This is a genomic window from Bacillus mycoides (assembly GCF_018742245.1).
GTDB lineage: Bacteria > Bacillota > Bacilli > Bacillales > Bacillaceae_G > Bacillus_A > Bacillus_A cereus_U.
The window spans coordinates 2,024,377-2,039,299 of sequence record NZ_CP036132.1 but is presented as its reverse complement, the minus strand read 5'-3'; the positions used below and the strand labels follow the sequence as shown (position 1 = coordinate 2,039,299).

Sequence of the window (14,923 nt, the reverse complement as noted above, 5' to 3'; positions counted from 1 at the left end):
TGAATACATGAAATAGAGGTGTTATTCATGGGATCACGAATTATGCATATCATTATCGCTAACGGTATTGCTGAGAAACTTTCTATTCAAGATAAAACCTCTTTCTTACTTGGTGGTGTGGCTCCTGATGCTGTTCATTCAAAAGAAGAAAAAGGAACTTCACATTTTTACGCTGGTACAACGAAAAACTATACGAGAAGAATAGATTATGATTCATTTATTCATAAATATGAAGATCATATGGATTCCTCTTATATTTTAGGTTATTATACCCACCTCATTGCCGATGATAATTGGCTAAGTGGATTTTTTCTACCTTGGCTAAAAAACAGAATTGAGAACGACGAAACTATCGTGCCTATGTACTATAACGATTTTAAATTATTGAACGCACAATTGTTGCATCATTACGATAAAGAACAACAGCTCTTCGCCCTACTTAATCAAGAGGCTAACATTGTGAATATCAAGGAGATTTCTAGAGAGAATGTTTTAGCTTTTCGGCAATATATTTTTGAAGATATGCTATACCCTGAGCAACACTTGCACGAAAACTTACAAGTGTTTTCATTTGATCAAATCGTTGGTTATATTGAGACAGCTATTGAAAAAGGAGCTTTTTATATTGAGCAACGCTCTAATGAAAAATTCACTTCAAATATTTAATCCCCCTCATTACATACGAGGGGGATTTTTACATAACTATATAATTATTTTTTTTCCATTACCGCAAAATAATTCCCTTCACTATCAGCAAAGTTAAACACTTTACCAGTAGGCATAGTTACCATTTCGCCAACTGTAACATTTTTATTTGTTAAATCTTTGTATAGTTGTTCAAGACTTTCCGAGAAAAACATTAACGATGGTGTACCAAGATTCAATTCTGGGCTCATTTTGGAGATAACCTCTTTATTATGTAATATGATACTCGTCTCAGCATCATTAGTTGGAGCGATTTCAATCCATCTCATTCCTTGATTGTTATCTTCCTCTGCGATTACATGAAACCCTACTTTTTCTGTCCAAAAATTTACTGCCTCATCTTGATTATTTACATATAACATAATTTGTCCGACTTTATGAATCATTTCATTTCCCCCTAATGGTTTTTATATTCTATGTAGCTTTCTATAGGTGCTCTTATTAACCCTTTTATTTTATATGTATCTCTTCACGAAATTTATCGACTGACTCATTTCATTCAATGCACATACAAAATTAGAAACTAACACTATTGCCGTGTTTTGTCGATAAATCGATATTCCCTATAGAATCGTTCATATATTTGAAATTACTATTTAATAACTTATAAACAAAAAAGACGTAACTACGCATAGTTACGTCTTTCCATTCATTTATCTAGGTTTTTTCTTACCAGTAAAAGCTGGTTTCTTTTTCTTTGGTGCTGGTGGTTTCGATTCTACAAATGTTCCTTTGAACATTTCTTGTTTCGTAAACACGATACCTAATTTTTTCGCAAATTGAAGTAATTTACGCTCTTCTTGTTCTGTTACAAGCGAAACGACTGTTCCTTCTTTGCCCATACGTCCAGTACGTCCTGAGCGGTGAATATATTGGTCTACTGTGTCTGGTAACTCTAAGTGGATTACGTGTGTTAAATCATCGATATCTAATCCACGTGCTGCAATATCAGTAGCAAGTAGAATCTCTAATTTCCCGCTGCGGAAAGCGCGCATCGTTACTTCACGCTCTTGTTTGCTTGCCTCTGCATGAAGTGCTGCTGCTTTCATTTTACGGAATTTTAGTTTCTGAGTAATTTCATCTAAACGGAATGGATCATTTAAGAAGGCAACTGCTTTTACATTTCCCATATGCATAACTCTTCTAATATAATCATTTTTTTCACGACGTTCACAAACGATATACGTATGTTCAACTAGGCTCTGTGCCTCTGAGCGTGTTACACGTACTAATTGTGGTTCAACTGTCAAATCACGTGCCGCATCTTCTGCAGCTTTTGTTATTGTCGCCGAGCAGAATACTAATTGACGATCACGCATCGTTGATTTAATTACATCAAGTACAGCACCCATCATCTTTTGTTTTACAATTTGATCAAACTCATCAAATACAATCGTTTTCACTTCATGCATCTTTAATTTTTTCATACGAATCAATTCTAAAATACGTCCTGGTGAACCGACAATAACTCTCGGATGTTTCTTTAATTTTTCAACTTGGCGCTTAATATCCGCACCACCAATTAAAGACGCACCTGAAATATCAGTTCCTGCTGTAAACTTTTGAACCTCTTCATGAATTTGCATAACAAGTTCACGAGTTGGCGCTAAAATTACAACTTGAGGTTGTTTAATTTCAGGATTAATTTTATGTAAAAGTGGTAATAAGTACGCTAATGTTTTTCCTGTTCCAGTTGGAGATTCAGCTATAACGTCTTGTCCTTCTAAAATAGTTGGAATCGCTTGTTTTTGAATTTCAGTAAACTCTTTAAAACCAGCCTTTTCCCAAGCTTGTTGTAAAAATGGTTGCATATCTTTTATCATTTGTTTTTCTCCTTTATCTCTATTTTTGAAGAAAATGTTGTATTGTTCGCACCGTTTCTATCATGTGTGAAATAACAGCTATTAAATCATCAACATGGTCTTCTGTAATCGCTTTTTGAAATAGAACCTCTACCTTATTATGATATGAAATCGCTTGCTTATTATATTCGTATGAAATTTTCTGTGTAATCATTCGCTCTTTTCCCCAAATAGATTGCAATAAAGCTTCAATTTCTTGACATCCTATCTCTGGCTGTTCCATTTCGAACGAGAACGCTAACTTCATTTCACAACCTGGTATAAACTGAGGTACTTCTAATATTTCACCTGATAAATTCTTCGCATCAACAGATAGTGAAAATGTCGCCTCTACCAGCGTTTTAAATGTTTCTGTTAGTTGAAATGAAATACTATACATACGACTTAATGAAGCAAGATCCATCACATCTTTTCGATCTGTTACGAGAATATCACCGTGTAAATCGAAATCATAGACAGCTCCTTCCACAATTACCTTTAAATTTTCAAAAGCAGTTGGATCAAACATAATTTCCTCCAAAAAACAGGCGCCTTTCTATGGAAAGGCGCCACTTGATGTATATATAGTTTACAGATAAACGAGATGAATTACAACCTTTTAGAATAAACCTACTGCTTTTCCATCTTCATTTACATCCATTTGAAGCGCAGCTGGCTGTTTAGGAAGACCAGGCATTGTTAACATTGTTCCTGTTAACGCAACGATAAACCCTGCACCGATAGATGGTTTCAATTCACGAATTGTAACGATAAAGTCAGATGGGCGACCTAATTTTGTTGCATCATCAGAAAGAGAGTATTGTGTTTTCGCCATACAAATTGGTAGGTTACTCCAACCTTCTCCTTCATATTGAGCTAGTTGCTTACGTGCTTTCGGAGCAAATTCAATATCTTTTGCGCCGTACACTTTTTGAGCAATTGTACGAATCTTTTCTTCTAATGGTAATTCTAATTCATAAAGTGGTGCGTAGTTGTTTTCACCTTTTTCAATTTCTTTTAACACTTTCTCAGCAAGGTCAACTCCGCCTTGGCCACCTTTCTCCCAAACTTCTGTTAAGGATACTGCATAGCCACGCTCATTGCACCATTCTTGTAAGTATGTAACTTCTGCATCTGTATCAGTAATGAATTTGTTAATGGCAATTACGAATGGAACACCGAAGCTTTGAATTGTTTCAACATGCTTCTGTAAGTTTTCCATTCCTTTTGCTAACGCATCTACATTTTCTTCTTTTAATTGATCTTTCGCCACGCCACCGTGCATTTTAAGCGCACGAATAGTCGCAACAATAACTACCGCTTCTGGTTTAATACCAGCTGCACGTGCTTTAATGTCTAAAAACTTCTCAGCACCTAAATCTGCACCGAATCCAGCTTCTGTAATAACATAATCACCTAATTTTGCTGCCATCGTCGTAGCGATAACACTGTTACAACCGTGAGCGATATTCGCAAATGGTCCGCCATGAATGATAGCTGGTGTATTTTCTAATGTTTGTACTAAGTTCGGTTTTAATGCATCTTTTAATAGCAGTGTTAACGCACCTTCTACGCCTAAATCTTTAACTGTTACAGGTTGATTTGAAAAATTATAAGCGACAACAATGCGAGATAGACGAGCTTTTAAATCTTGAATATCTGTTGCAAGGCAGAATACGGCCATAATTTCAGATGCTACTGTAATATCAAAACCGTCTTCACGTGGCACACCTTGAACCGGTCCACCAAGGCCAATTACTACGTTACGAAGGGCACGATCATTTAAGTCAACACAGCGTTTCCAAACGATTTTACGCGTATCAATTCCAAGTGTGTTTCCTTGTTGGATATGATTATCAATGAACGCCGCTAATGCGTTATTGGCAGTTGTAATCGCATGAATATCTCCAGTAAAGTGAAGGTTAATATCTTCCATTGGTACTACTTGAGAATAACCGCCACCTGCTGCTCCGCCTTTTAATCCCATTGTTGGTCCAAGAGATGGTTCGCGAAGTGCAATTACTGTTTTCTTACCAATTTTATTAAAAGCTTGACCTAAACCAACTGTTACTGTTGATTTACCTTCTCCTGCTGGAGTTGGGTTAATCGCTGTTACTAAAACAACTTTACCGTCTTTCTCATCTTGTAAACGCTTAAAAATATCAAGAGATAACTTGCCTTTATAATGTCCATATGGCTCTAGTTCTTCTTCTAAAATATTTAAATTAGCTGCAATTTCTTGAATCTTCTTCATACTTGCTTCTTGTGCGATTTCAATATCGGATTTAACTGTTGTAGTAGTTGTCATATACCCTAGTCCCCCTTTAATTGGTTCTGATGATATTGTATCAGTTTTTTGTATTTTCTGCACTTTTTTACCTCCTAAAAATTTTTTGATTTCGTTATACGTTTTTTAACATAAATACCCATAAGAACGTTAACGATTGTTGTAACTCTGTAGGTAGTTGACCTAACATCTTCTCATTTACTCCGCGCTTATATACGCCGGTGCCATCTACAACTTCAAATCCTTGTTCTTTTGCTAACTGTTCAAATTCCCAAGGCATCATCGTATTGCAAACAACATCTTTGCCGTATAGGCGAGGATAACTATTCTCTCTCGGTTTTGCTGTCGGTCCTAAAATTGCAACACATGCGTATCCCTCTTTCTTTAAAACACGCTTTATTTCATTTAATGCTCGCAATGGCTCCTCGGTCCATTCTAAAGAATTAATTGCCATAATTGCTTCAAATTGCTCATTTTCAAATGGTAATGAAGAAAGATCACCTTTTATAAAAGATAAGCTTGGGCCTTCTCCGCGTTCCTTACCCTTTTGAATCATAACTTCCGATAAGTCCACCCCAACCGCTTTGTACCCAGTAAGACTTAATTTATATGTACCATACCCATCACCACAGCCAACATCTAACACTTGTACTTCCTTTTCCACGTACTGCTCAAAAAATGGAATGATTGTACTCCTGCTCCCGCTATCCCACATTTCTTGACTATTTTGATTCCAAAACTCTGCATTGTTATCCCATTTTTTCTCTGCCGATTCATGCCAATTAAACTTCGTCATACATTCCCCTACCTTCACGTATTATCATTCATTTCATTCTACATCATTTTCCAAAATTCCTGTTTATCCCGCATTAACGGGCAGTAGAATTCGGCGAATGCGAGGAAGTTAGGTGGGAGATAACTGCCCGTAAAAGCCCGCTTGGTGAGGGCTAATAATCAGTGGGGATGGACAAAACCCCCACTGATTAAAGTTTCATTTTATCTTAATAAGGAGATGAACAGGATAACAACGAAATCTATTTTCTCCAATTTTTGCTTTACTTGGGTTTAACTCATACTCATGTTCTGTTCCTTATGAAAGATACTATAGATACACCCAATTGAAAGAGAGGGATGTACATGCGAAGAAAGAGAAATCATCATTTTAAAAGTGGTGAAAAAAACGAAGAGTATGCAGCTGAAATATCTCCAGCTGGTATTCCGATTAGACATGAGCGCAAAGAAATTGCAAATGAAATAGAAGGTACAAATACCGGTGCAATGATCGGCTATGTCGCATTATTTCTTTCGTTATTCTCCATTGCTTTTTATCCTGTTACACTCGGCTCCCTAGCTATTTTAGTTGGTTTATTAGCTGTCAATTTTGGAGCGAGAACACTTGGATATACCGCAATTGGTTTTGGCAGTTTTTCTGTTTTATTCACTCTACTATATCCGCTTGCTTTATCAGCGTTTTAAAAAAAACACACCAAGTTATACTTGGTGTGTTCATTCATGATACAACATGATATGACCGCATCCACAACAATGCTTCGCTGTAATTTCTTGAAAAACCGGATAATTTTCTTCATCTCTATGCTCAATAAACACCTTTTCAAATCGGTACATGTTTGGCGCATATGCCCAATCTTGTTTCGTACGTGCATATAATGTTGAAGAAAAAAACTCCTCACCACCACAAACGATACATCCCTTCTTCATCAATACCCCTCCTATGCTTGTCTTACTTCATCTATATGAACATAAGCATAAAAAAAAGACCTTCTATTACTAGAAAGTCTTCTCTGAAACAAAAAGAAATGTACCGAATATACCTACTCCGCTATATTCTTTCGTAACACCAGCTTCTGTTTTATACGTTTGCTTTACAGTCATAAAGAAAACACCATTTCGTGCATCAATACTTTCAAACTGTAATTTCTCTTTTTTTTCATCTACATTTTGCGTGCATTCAAAGCTACTCTCGTCACATTTCAATGCATACTTATCCTCTAAATACAATTTAAAATCTGATTCTTTCGGACAAGTTATAAGTAATATCGCCACGAGAATAATACTTACAATACCCACAATTGTATAATATTTCTTCATTTGTTCTCCTTTCAAAAGACAAGAAAACTTGACTTCATGCGCCAAGTTTTCTTAGTCCACAACCCATTGCCACTCTTGTTCTTTCTTATCAAAAATGAGCCAACCCGTTTCTGTTGCTTCCGCTTTCAATTCATCGATATTATCTAGTACCTCATCCGTACTTTCGAATGATCCTACTACATATACCGGAATTTCAAGACCTCTTCTCGACTCAATTTTCCCCGCTAAATCAATGTATAACCCATCTTCCATTAACGGCATAAGCCCAAGGATAACTTCCTTTGAAATTGCTGGGAAAATTTTTGATTTTTGGAAGAAAGTAAAACGTTTCTTTCCAAACGAACCGAGTTTATATGGAATCACTTTACTTAGCATTCCTACAAAATCACCGATTCTACGGTAATACACTTTGTTGTACCAACCGTCATCATGTGAAAAATAAACGAATCTATTCTTCAACAATGGGAAGAACGTTCTTCCAAGTGGTTCTTTTTTGTGAGCCAAATATAATAATTCTGCAATTTCTTTTGGCTCTAACTCATCTAAATCGCTTGCATCATCGAAATCTACCCAACAAAATTCATCAAATTCATCAATCTCTGCTTGAATGAGTTTATGTATGTTTTCTTCCTCAACATATTCAAATAAAGTATGATAATGAAAATCTGTCCACTCAAAATTATGCTTTAAAAGCAATACTTGATGAAGCGGTGAAGGGATGTTACTTGCAAACTCTTTAAACGTAATTCCAGATGTAATAAAACAATGACCCCGACGATTACCATTAATATATATCATATTGTTTACTTGGTCAGATCCTCCAGACAAAGCACCTAGCCACCTTCGTTTTATATGTTTCAATTCTATAGCATATTTTAACATGAAAAATTTTAGAAACATAGAAAAAACTTCAAAAACTATTTACAATTTCATGTGTTTTATTACATACTGATTACAAGAAAAAACGCCTGCTCATAAGCAGGCGTTTTTAAAGGATATCATCTGGATTTTGAGGGTGATGATTCCCCTCTTTTTTTTCATCTTTTTGGAACATCGATTGAATTTTATCGATTGTTTGTGGAGCTAATTCAATTATTTTTTCTGCTAAATGTGTCGCATTTTGTAAATGAAGAATATTTACCCCATCTTTATTCACGACTAGAAATGCTACTGGTGTAATTGACACACCACCCGCACTACCGCCACCAAATGCAGGGTTACCATTCGCTCTTTGTCCATCATTCGTCTGGAAATCAGAACCTCCTGCTCCAAAACCGAACGCTACTTTAGAAACTGTTAACACTACACCACCGTCAGCCGTTTGAACAGGCTCCCCAACAATCGTATTTACATCGACCATTTCCTTTAAATTTTCCATCGCTGCTTTCATTAACCCTTGAATTGGATGATCCACCGTTCATAACCTCCTTTGTCATATCTTTCCTAGTTTTTCCGAAAGTTTGTGAACTAAACATAAAATTTTATATTGATTTCAAAAATATAAAGTTATAATATTTAGAAAAAACAAAAAAGAGGTAGTTTGTTATGATACGAAAATTAACAAAGAAAGATCATGAACAAGTATTTTCTTTTCTAAAAGAAGAAGTAGCCCTTAACTTGTTTATTATTGGAGATATTGAGGCTTTTGGTTACGAAACAGACTTTCAAGAGTTATGGGGAGCATTTGAAGAAAGCGGAACATTAAAATCTATTTTACTTCGCTTTCATGATGCGTTTATACCTTATAGTAAAGAAGAGTTTGTGGTTACTGACTATGAGGCACTTCTTTCAGCATATAAGCCGCTTAAACTCTCTGGTAAGTCAACTATTGTAGAAAGATTTGAAACTGCTCCAAGTATACAACTGGGGGCCAAAAATGAAATGTATTTTTGTGAATGTCTAGATGACAATAACTTACCTAACACACCAATTCATGAAACAATTAAACTTGCCTCACTAGATGATATAGAACGAATTATGCAATTACGAAGTAACATCTCTGAATTCCCAGCTGCTAATGAATCAGAAAAAATGTTAAGGCAAGCTATCGAAACAACTACAGGACGTACATATTATATTGAAAAAAACGGCGCAATCATCGCATCCGCCTCTACTTCCGCTGAAAATTCATTATCCGCAATGGTAGTTGGTGTATGTACACACCCGAATTATCGCGGGAATGGATATGCTTCGCTCATATTACAAAAAATGATTCAAGACTTTACGAAAGAAGGCCGAACACTTTGTTTATTTTATAACAATCCAGCTGCTGGACGAATTTATAAGCGGTTAGGATTTAAAGATATTGGAATGTGGACGATGTATCGATAATAAGGGGTACTCTAAAAGCGGAAATAGTTGTAACTTTGCAATAAAAGCCGATTATACAAAAACTTCACACCGTTATTATGAAGATGAAGAAACTACTTGAGGAGCGAGGACTCTAACTAAAAACTGTTATGCATTCAAACTAAATTTAGACAGATAAACGCCCCAACTATTGGATCTACTCCAGCAATTGGGGCTACATGTTTATTCTCAAATTCTTTCCACTACAAATAGAAATATTTATGAAACATTCATCACACTTATGTCGCTATTATGATAGTAATCATTTTAGAAACCTTTTTTGTGTTCATTTCATCATCACACTACACTCTCTATATTTTCGATCAGATTATCTTCTAATCACTTTAATCACCTTACATAAGTAAATTTTCTTTTTGTAGTTCAAATACTCTCCTATAAATTATCACTTTTTCACCATCAAAACTTACAATACACACTTTCTTTATGCCTTACGTTTCGATTTACCTTTTTTATTTTTCTTTCGATATCTTGGAGTCTCTCTTTTATGTTGCTCCCATGAAATATTAAATGACGGAAATTTAAACCTGCAATATGCTAATAGCTGAAATTCAGCTGCTCCGATTGCTATCGTATACATTAAAAAGGTCCCTACTACATACATAAATAAATCATCAAATCCATAATCGTTATGAAAATATATCAAAATAAGAATAGTTACTGCGTATAGTGTAGCCCACTTCATCATCTTTCCTTTTGTTTTACTAAAGAAAGAAGCAGACCTCTCATCCATACTAAACGCACCTTCACTCGCTTGTTTAAACGTATCAATTGTTGTCACGATATGAACAACAACTGCTCCCAAAAGCAATACACCTGCATACATTAGTGTAATCCAGTCAATTGAATTATTAGCCATTTTAGTAACAGTCAAAGCAGTAGGCGCTATTGTTGCCATTTGGAATGAATATAATAATACAACAATTGTTTGTAACTTTTGAAATTTAAATTGAGCTTTCGGGAATGAATAAATAATTAATAGAATTATTTGTAGGCTATATAATAACACTTCTAACTTAACAATTCCTATATTAAAGAGAAGCATACAGTAATCCCACCCAGCTGATAAAACAATAGAAAAAATGGTTATTGAACTAAATAGTATTCCTCCAAACATAAATCCTGTAGCACCTTCAGGACTTAAACGATATTCACATGTCATCCTAAACTTATCTAAATCTTCTTCTTTTATATCCCACATCCTGACTCTTCACCCTCTATACAGTTTAAATAATTTTCATTCACTTCAATTCTATTTCACTCTTATTTACTTTTCGATTGGGATTTTGTATTTCGCTTTCGAAATCTCCCACGCATTCTCTCATTCTCTTCCCACGTTATATTAAATGGCGGACATTTAAATTTATTCTGCCAATTCCCTTTACACCTTACGTTTTGATTTACCTTTTTTATTTTTCTTTTGATATCTCGGAGTCTCTCTTCTATGTTGCTCCCATGTTTTATTAAATGACGAAAATTTAAACCTGCAATATGTTAATAGCTGAAATTCAGCTGCTCCGATAGCTATCGTATACATTAAAAAGGTCCCTACTACATACATACCTAAAGTATCAAATCCATAATCGTTATGAAAATATAGAAAAATAAGAATAGTTACTGCGTATAATGTAGCCCACTTCATCATCTTTCCTTTTGCTTTACTAAAAAAGGAAGCGGATCTTTCATCCATACTAAATGCACCTTCACTTGCCTGTTTAAACGTATCAATTGTTGTCAAAATATGAAAAATTACTGCTCCTAAAAATAATAATCCTGCATACAGTAATGTAATCTGATCAATTGAATTATTAGCCATTTTAGTACCAATCAAAACTACGAGTAATATTGTTGCCATTTGAAATGCATTTAATAATACAACAATTGTTTGTAGCTTTTGAAATTTAAATTGAGCTTTTGGAAATAAATATAGAATGAAAAAAATTACTTGCAGAGCATATAACAACACTTCCAGCTTAACAATTCCTATATTAAGGAGAACCATACAGTAATCCCAATCACCTGATACAATAATAGAAAAAACGGCTATTGAACTGTAAAGTATTCCTCCAAACATAAATCCTGTAGCACCCTCAGGACTTAAACGATTATTACATGTCATCCTAAACTCATCTAAATCTCCTTCTTTTATATTCCACATTCAGTTTTTCACCTTCTATACGTTTCAATTATTTTTCGAGCACTAAAATTCTATTAATATATTATTTATTTTTCGTTTTGAATTTCTTATTTCGCTTTCGAATTCTCCCACGCATTCTCTCATTCTCTTCCCATGTCATATTAAATGACTTGAATTTAAATCTACAATACACCAATAGTTGAAATTCTGCCGCTCCAATGGCTACTGCATACATAACAACATTACACATAACATAACCAAACATTGTGTTTAATGAGTAATTATTATTTATATAAATCAAAACAAGAAGAATTAACACATAAATTACAGCACCTTGTATAACATGTCCCTTTGTTTTACTAAAAAACGAATCTGATTTGTCCCCACTACTAAATGCACCTTCGCTTGCTTGTTTAAATGTATCAACTGTTGTCACAATATGAACAATAATTCCACCTAATACTAATAGACCTACATAAACACGTGTATTGAGATCAATTGAATGCTCTATCATCCCAGAAAGAACAAATAACGTGCATCCGATAGTTCCAAGTTGAAATGCATATAATAATATCACGAGCGTTTGTAATTTTTGAAATTTATAACGAGCTTTAGGGAATAAATATAGTATTAAAAACATTACTTGCAAACCATATAACACTAATTCAATCCTAACAATTACCTTATCAAACAAGGTAGTATAATAATCCATTCCTCCCACAAAAATAATAACCATAAATAATGAAGTATAAAATATCGTTCCGAGCATAAAACCCGCAGCACCTTCAGGACTTAAACGCCCTTGACATGTCATTCGAAACTTATCTAAATCTTCTTCTTTTATATTCCACACCCTGACATTTCACCTTCTATACAGTTTAAATAATTTTCATTCACTAAAATTCTATTACATTCTTAATATTTTTAAGTACATAGATCTTTGTACAACTAAATTCAGATGATTTTTTAGGTATACCATTACCACATTAATTACGATAATCATATAATCAGATTGCTTTTTGATAGTTCAAATAGTATCCTTTCTCCTCAAAAGTTCCAAATACTCTTCTCTCTTGCACTTAAGTATAACCATCTTCTTTTCACCTTCATCCAACGCCTTTACTAATCTCTCATACTCTATCTTCGTCTCCCCAAAACCACATCCACTTAATAAACTTGCTACTATTGACAGAACTATTATCATCTTAGCTTTCTTCTTTAACTTCATACTGACACCCCGTTAGTTACTCTAGGCATTTTTAGGTTCATTATGTTCCCTTTTGGAAAGTAATACACTTCACCTTTACTTACTGGTATTTATTTACTCATACAGATTATATTGAATATTCTTTAATTTTTAATAGCATCGATTTATATACAATTCTTAATTGCTTATATATTCTATTCGAATTTTCAGAAACCAAAACTTATTTTATTTCTTTCGCTTTCTTTTCCTCTCTCTCTTTATAACGCTTTAAGAATTCCTGACGTTCCCTTTCATGTTCCTCCCACGAAATATAAAATGACGGAAATTTAAATCTACAATAGGCTAATAATTGGAACTCTGCTGCACCTATGGCTACCGCGTACATGATTAGAGTTCCTCCCGCATACAATCCTAAAATATTTAGTGTATAATTATTATGCACATAAATTAAAATGAGAAGAGTTAACACATAAATTAGAGCACACTTAATTGCAATCCTCTTTGTTTTACTAAAAAATGAAGAGGATTCTTCTCCCGTATTAAATGCCCCTTTACTTGCCTGTCTAAAAGTATCAATAGTCGCTAAAATATGTAAAATGACTGCACCTAAAAATAATAACCCGACATACATTAATGTAACTTGATCAATTGAATAATTCGACATCCCTGGGATTATCAACATTGTAAATGTTATAGTGCCTAGCTGAAATGCATATAATAGTACCACAAGTGTTTGTAGTTTCTGTAATTTAAATGGCATCTTAGGAAACAGATAAATAATTAAAAAAATTACTTGAAGACTATAAAACACTAACTCAAGGCTAACAATTATTTTATCAAAGAGAGTCGGGTAATAACTCCAACCAAACCTTATTAACCCTCCAATAAGAAAAAACATTATTAATGAAATAAAAAACATCGTTCCAAACATAAACCCTGTCGCCCAATCGGGACTTAAGCGATTCTTGCAAGTACTTTTAAATTCATTTAAATCTTCTTCTTTTATATTCCACATATAATTACACCATCTTTTCTAAAATCATGTAATAACTCTATTTTTGTAGATAAACTGAAAGTAAATAAATGTTTTTAGTATTTCATATTAAACTAGCTTTTTTACTTTTTCTAATAAACATAAAATATAACAATAACATCGATATTAACCCTATCTCACCGCCCAATCCCCCTCCATATTCTTCTAGATATATGCAAAGAAATATACTACCAATAAAAAATATTATTCCAAAGATAACAATCCACTTCCCCAGAAACTCTGCTACTTTATATAGAATTAAAAAGATAAACATGATCCCGACAATAATAGGTGCTATTACACTTTCAAATAAACCTTTTTCTGTTTTTACAGTTTTGGGATCTTTATTCAAGATATTACATCCCTCCCTTTACTAGTTAACTTATGAATAATGCATTTATTCTATATAAGTTTACGAGTATCATTTATAACTTTCATTTCAGTTTTTGTTTCGCTTTTGTTCTTTCTCTCTTATTCTTTTTCTATTTGCTATAAATTCTTGGCGTTTCTTTTCATGTTTTTCCCACGTAATATTAAATGATGGGAATTTAAGGCGACAATACACTAATAGGACGAATTCTGCTGATACTACTGCAAATGTATATACTATTATTGTTTGTATCACATAAATTGCCATTTCATCAAATGCATAATTAAGGTTTAAAAAAATGAATATAAGTAGAACGATTACAATGATTGTCATTCCAATCAATAAATATAATTTAGTGTTAGTAAAAAACGAGACAGCCTTTCCTTCCAATTTATATCCTCCATGCTTTGCTTTTCTAAAAACATCAATCGTTGCTACAATGTGCGTACAGATTGCACCTAAAAGTATTAAACCAACATAAAACAGTGTTTTATTATCACATGGAAAATCAAAGATTTCTTCAACCACCATAGCCATAAATGGTAATGTTGCTAACTGAAAAGAATAAAATACAGTCACAATGGTTTGGAGTTTCTGTAATTTAAAAGCGATCTTTTTAGACATCAATAACATTAAAAAAATGAACTCCAAAACATACAATTTCACTTCAGTTTGTACAACTATCTTCTCAAAAGGAGTTAAAGAAATTTTATCACCATTTAGCAAAAAAATTAAAAACATAATAAGCATGGGTATAGAAGTATATGCAAAGACTCCCCCATAAAAGATTCTTATATAATCCGGACTTAATCTGTTTCTATTTGCAATTTCAAAAAAGCCCAAATCTTCTTCTCTTATATTCCACAT

Annotated in this window: 18 protein-coding genes and 1 pseudogene; 3 read left to right on the top strand and 16 right to left on the bottom strand. The window is 33.8% G+C overall.

All coding sequences use genetic code 11. The features are described from left to right. The first annotated feature begins 27 nt into the window (after positions 1–27). Complete coding sequence (locus tag EXW56_RS10380; protein WP_002200700.1) at positions 28–666, top strand: zinc dependent phospholipase C family protein; 639 nt, start codon at positions 28–30, stop codon at positions 664–666. A 44-nt stretch (positions 667–710) separates the two neighbouring features. On the opposite strand, the gene EXW56_RS10375 is transcribed toward EXW56_RS10380, so the two are convergent. From EXW56_RS10375 to EXW56_RS10355, 5 genes are all read right to left on the bottom strand, one after another. Then, complete coding sequence (locus EXW56_RS10375) at positions 711–1,091, bottom strand: VOC family protein (RefSeq protein WP_002200701.1); 381 nt, start codon at positions 1,089–1,091, stop codon at positions 711–713. A 267-nt stretch (positions 1,092–1,358) separates the two neighbouring features. Next, positions 1,359–2,528: a DEAD/DEAH box helicase gene (locus tag EXW56_RS10370; RefSeq protein WP_002158100.1), complete on the bottom strand. Its 1,170-nt coding sequence runs from the start codon at positions 2,526–2,528 to the stop codon at positions 1,359–1,361. A gap of 19 nt (positions 2,529–2,547) precedes the next feature. Beyond that, the gene (locus EXW56_RS10365) at positions 2,548–3,075 is read right to left on the bottom strand and encodes a hypothetical protein (protein WP_002158102.1); all 528 of its coding nucleotides are present in this window, start codon (positions 3,073–3,075) and stop codon (positions 2,548–2,550) included. A 90-nt stretch (positions 3,076–3,165) separates the two neighbouring features. Beyond that, positions 3,166–4,854, bottom strand: a complete 1,689-nt coding sequence (locus EXW56_RS10360; RefSeq protein ID WP_033710610.1) for a formate--tetrahydrofolate ligase — start codon at positions 4,852–4,854, stop codon at positions 3,166–3,168. A 94-nt stretch (positions 4,855–4,948) separates the two neighbouring features. Then, positions 4,949–5,629, bottom strand: coding sequence for a class I SAM-dependent methyltransferase (locus EXW56_RS10355; RefSeq protein ID WP_215597425.1), 681 nt, complete (start codon positions 5,627–5,629; stop codon positions 4,949–4,951). 341 nt (positions 5,630–5,970) lie between these two features. Between EXW56_RS10355 and EXW56_RS10350 the strand changes: the two genes are divergently transcribed. Next, positions 5,971–6,309 carry a hypothetical protein gene (locus tag EXW56_RS10350; protein WP_001253195.1) on the top strand — a complete coding sequence of 113 codons (339 nt, stop codon included), beginning with the start codon at positions 5,971–5,973 and terminating at the stop codon, positions 6,307–6,309. A 30-nt stretch (positions 6,310–6,339) separates the two neighbouring features. Here EXW56_RS10350 and EXW56_RS10345 read toward each other — a convergent pair whose 3' ends face one another. The 4 genes from EXW56_RS10345 to ytfJ form a co-directional block, all read right to left on the bottom strand. After that, entirely contained in the window at positions 6,340–6,552 is a 213-nt protein-coding gene (locus EXW56_RS10345; protein ID WP_002012518.1) for a hypothetical protein, read from the bottom strand. A 69-nt stretch (positions 6,553–6,621) separates the two neighbouring features. After that, on the bottom strand, positions 6,622–6,942 hold the full coding sequence (locus tag EXW56_RS10340) for a hypothetical protein (RefSeq protein ID WP_002118741.1): 321 nt from the start codon (positions 6,940–6,942) through the stop codon (positions 6,622–6,624). A 51-nt stretch (positions 6,943–6,993) separates the two neighbouring features. After that, entirely contained in the window at positions 6,994–7,770 is a 777-nt protein-coding gene (locus EXW56_RS10335) for a hypothetical protein (RefSeq protein WP_002085994.1), read from the bottom strand. Positions 7,771–7,930: 160 nt separating this feature from the next. Beyond that, positions 7,931–8,356 carry a GerW family sporulation protein gene (gene ytfJ / locus EXW56_RS10330; RefSeq protein ID WP_002158105.1) on the bottom strand — a complete coding sequence of 142 codons (426 nt, stop codon included), beginning with the start codon at positions 8,354–8,356 and terminating at the stop codon, positions 7,931–7,933. A gap of 131 nt (positions 8,357–8,487) precedes the next feature. Here ytfJ and EXW56_RS10325 point away from each other — a divergent pair, with 131 nt between their 5' ends. Further along, positions 8,488–9,273, top strand: a complete 786-nt coding sequence (locus EXW56_RS10325; RefSeq protein ID WP_215597424.1) for a GNAT family N-acetyltransferase — start codon at positions 8,488–8,490, stop codon at positions 9,271–9,273. Positions 9,274–9,733: 460 nt separating this feature from the next. Here the strand turns inward: EXW56_RS10325 and EXW56_RS10320 are convergent, their stop codons facing one another. The 7 genes and pseudogenes from EXW56_RS10320 to EXW56_RS10290 form a co-directional block, all read right to left on the bottom strand. Continuing rightward, the gene (locus EXW56_RS10320) at positions 9,734–10,510 is read right to left on the bottom strand and encodes a hypothetical protein (RefSeq protein WP_215597423.1); all 777 of its coding nucleotides are present in this window, start codon (positions 10,508–10,510) and stop codon (positions 9,734–9,736) included. A 180-nt stretch (positions 10,511–10,690) separates the two neighbouring features. Next, the gene (locus EXW56_RS10315) at positions 10,691–11,467 is read right to left on the bottom strand and encodes a hypothetical protein (RefSeq protein ID WP_215597422.1); all 777 of its coding nucleotides are present in this window, start codon (positions 11,465–11,467) and stop codon (positions 10,691–10,693) included. A gap of 61 nt (positions 11,468–11,528) precedes the next feature. Next, positions 11,529–12,299: a hypothetical protein gene (locus tag EXW56_RS10310; protein WP_215597421.1), complete on the bottom strand. Its 771-nt coding sequence runs from the start codon at positions 12,297–12,299 to the stop codon at positions 11,529–11,531. Between the two features lie 231 nt (positions 12,300–12,530). After that, a pseudogene (locus tag EXW56_RS10305) lies at positions 12,531–12,674 on the bottom strand (DUF3952 domain-containing protein); the annotation flags it as partial. A 199-nt stretch (positions 12,675–12,873) separates the two neighbouring features. Further along, the gene (locus tag EXW56_RS10300; protein WP_215597420.1) at positions 12,874–13,668 is read right to left on the bottom strand and encodes a hypothetical protein; all 795 of its coding nucleotides are present in this window, start codon (positions 13,666–13,668) and stop codon (positions 12,874–12,876) included. An 82-nt stretch (positions 13,669–13,750) separates the two neighbouring features. Further along, positions 13,751–14,038 carry a hypothetical protein gene (locus EXW56_RS10295; protein ID WP_050000269.1) on the bottom strand — a complete coding sequence of 96 codons (288 nt, stop codon included), beginning with the start codon at positions 14,036–14,038 and terminating at the stop codon, positions 13,751–13,753. An 87-nt stretch (positions 14,039–14,125) separates the two neighbouring features. Then, on the bottom strand, positions 14,126–14,923 hold the full coding sequence (locus EXW56_RS10290) for a hypothetical protein (protein WP_215597419.1): 798 nt from the start codon (positions 14,921–14,923) through the stop codon (positions 14,126–14,128).

What these genes read in the sequence shown, in the direction of transcription:
- EXW56_RS10380 (WP_002200700.1), top strand. Translation starts at nt 28, where the DNA reads ATGGGATCACGAATTATGCATATCATTATCGCTAACGGTATTGCTGAG.
- EXW56_RS10375 (WP_002200701.1), bottom strand. Translation starts at nt 1,091, where the DNA reads ATGATTCATAAAGTCGGACAAATTATGTTATATGTAAATAATCAAGAT.
- EXW56_RS10370 (WP_002158100.1), bottom strand. Translation starts at nt 2,528, where the DNA reads ATGATAAAAGATATGCAACCATTTTTACAACAAGCTTGGGAAAAGGCT.
- EXW56_RS10365 (WP_002158102.1), bottom strand. Translation starts at nt 3,075, where the DNA reads ATGTTTGATCCAACTGCTTTTGAAAATTTAAAGGTAATTGTGGAAGGA.
- EXW56_RS10360 (WP_033710610.1), bottom strand. Translation starts at nt 4,854, where the DNA reads ATGACAACTACTACAACAGTTAAATCCGATATTGAAATCGCACAAGAA.
- EXW56_RS10355 (WP_215597425.1), bottom strand. Translation starts at nt 5,629, where the DNA reads ATGACGAAGTTTAATTGGCATGAATCGGCAGAGAAAAAATGGGATAAC.
- EXW56_RS10350 (WP_001253195.1), top strand. Translation starts at nt 5,971, where the DNA reads ATGCGAAGAAAGAGAAATCATCATTTTAAAAGTGGTGAAAAAAACGAA.
- EXW56_RS10345 (WP_002012518.1), bottom strand. Translation starts at nt 6,552, where the DNA reads ATGAAGAAGGGATGTATCGTTTGTGGTGGTGAGGAGTTTTTTTCTTCA.
- EXW56_RS10340 (WP_002118741.1), bottom strand. Translation starts at nt 6,942, where the DNA reads ATGAAGAAATATTATACAATTGTGGGTATTGTAAGTATTATTCTCGTG.
- EXW56_RS10325 (WP_215597424.1), top strand. Translation starts at nt 8,488, where the DNA reads ATGATACGAAAATTAACAAAGAAAGATCATGAACAAGTATTTTCTTTT.
- EXW56_RS10320 (WP_215597423.1), bottom strand. Translation starts at nt 10,510, where the DNA reads ATGTGGGATATAAAAGAAGAAGATTTAGATAAGTTTAGGATGACATGT.
- EXW56_RS10315 (WP_215597422.1), bottom strand. Translation starts at nt 11,467, where the DNA reads ATGTGGAATATAAAAGAAGGAGATTTAGATGAGTTTAGGATGACATGT.
- EXW56_RS10300 (WP_215597420.1), bottom strand. Translation starts at nt 13,668, where the DNA reads ATGTGGAATATAAAAGAAGAAGATTTAAATGAATTTAAAAGTACTTGC.
- EXW56_RS10290 (WP_215597419.1), bottom strand. Translation starts at nt 14,923, where the DNA reads ATGTGGAATATAAGAGAAGAAGATTTGGGCTTTTTTGAAATTGCAAAT.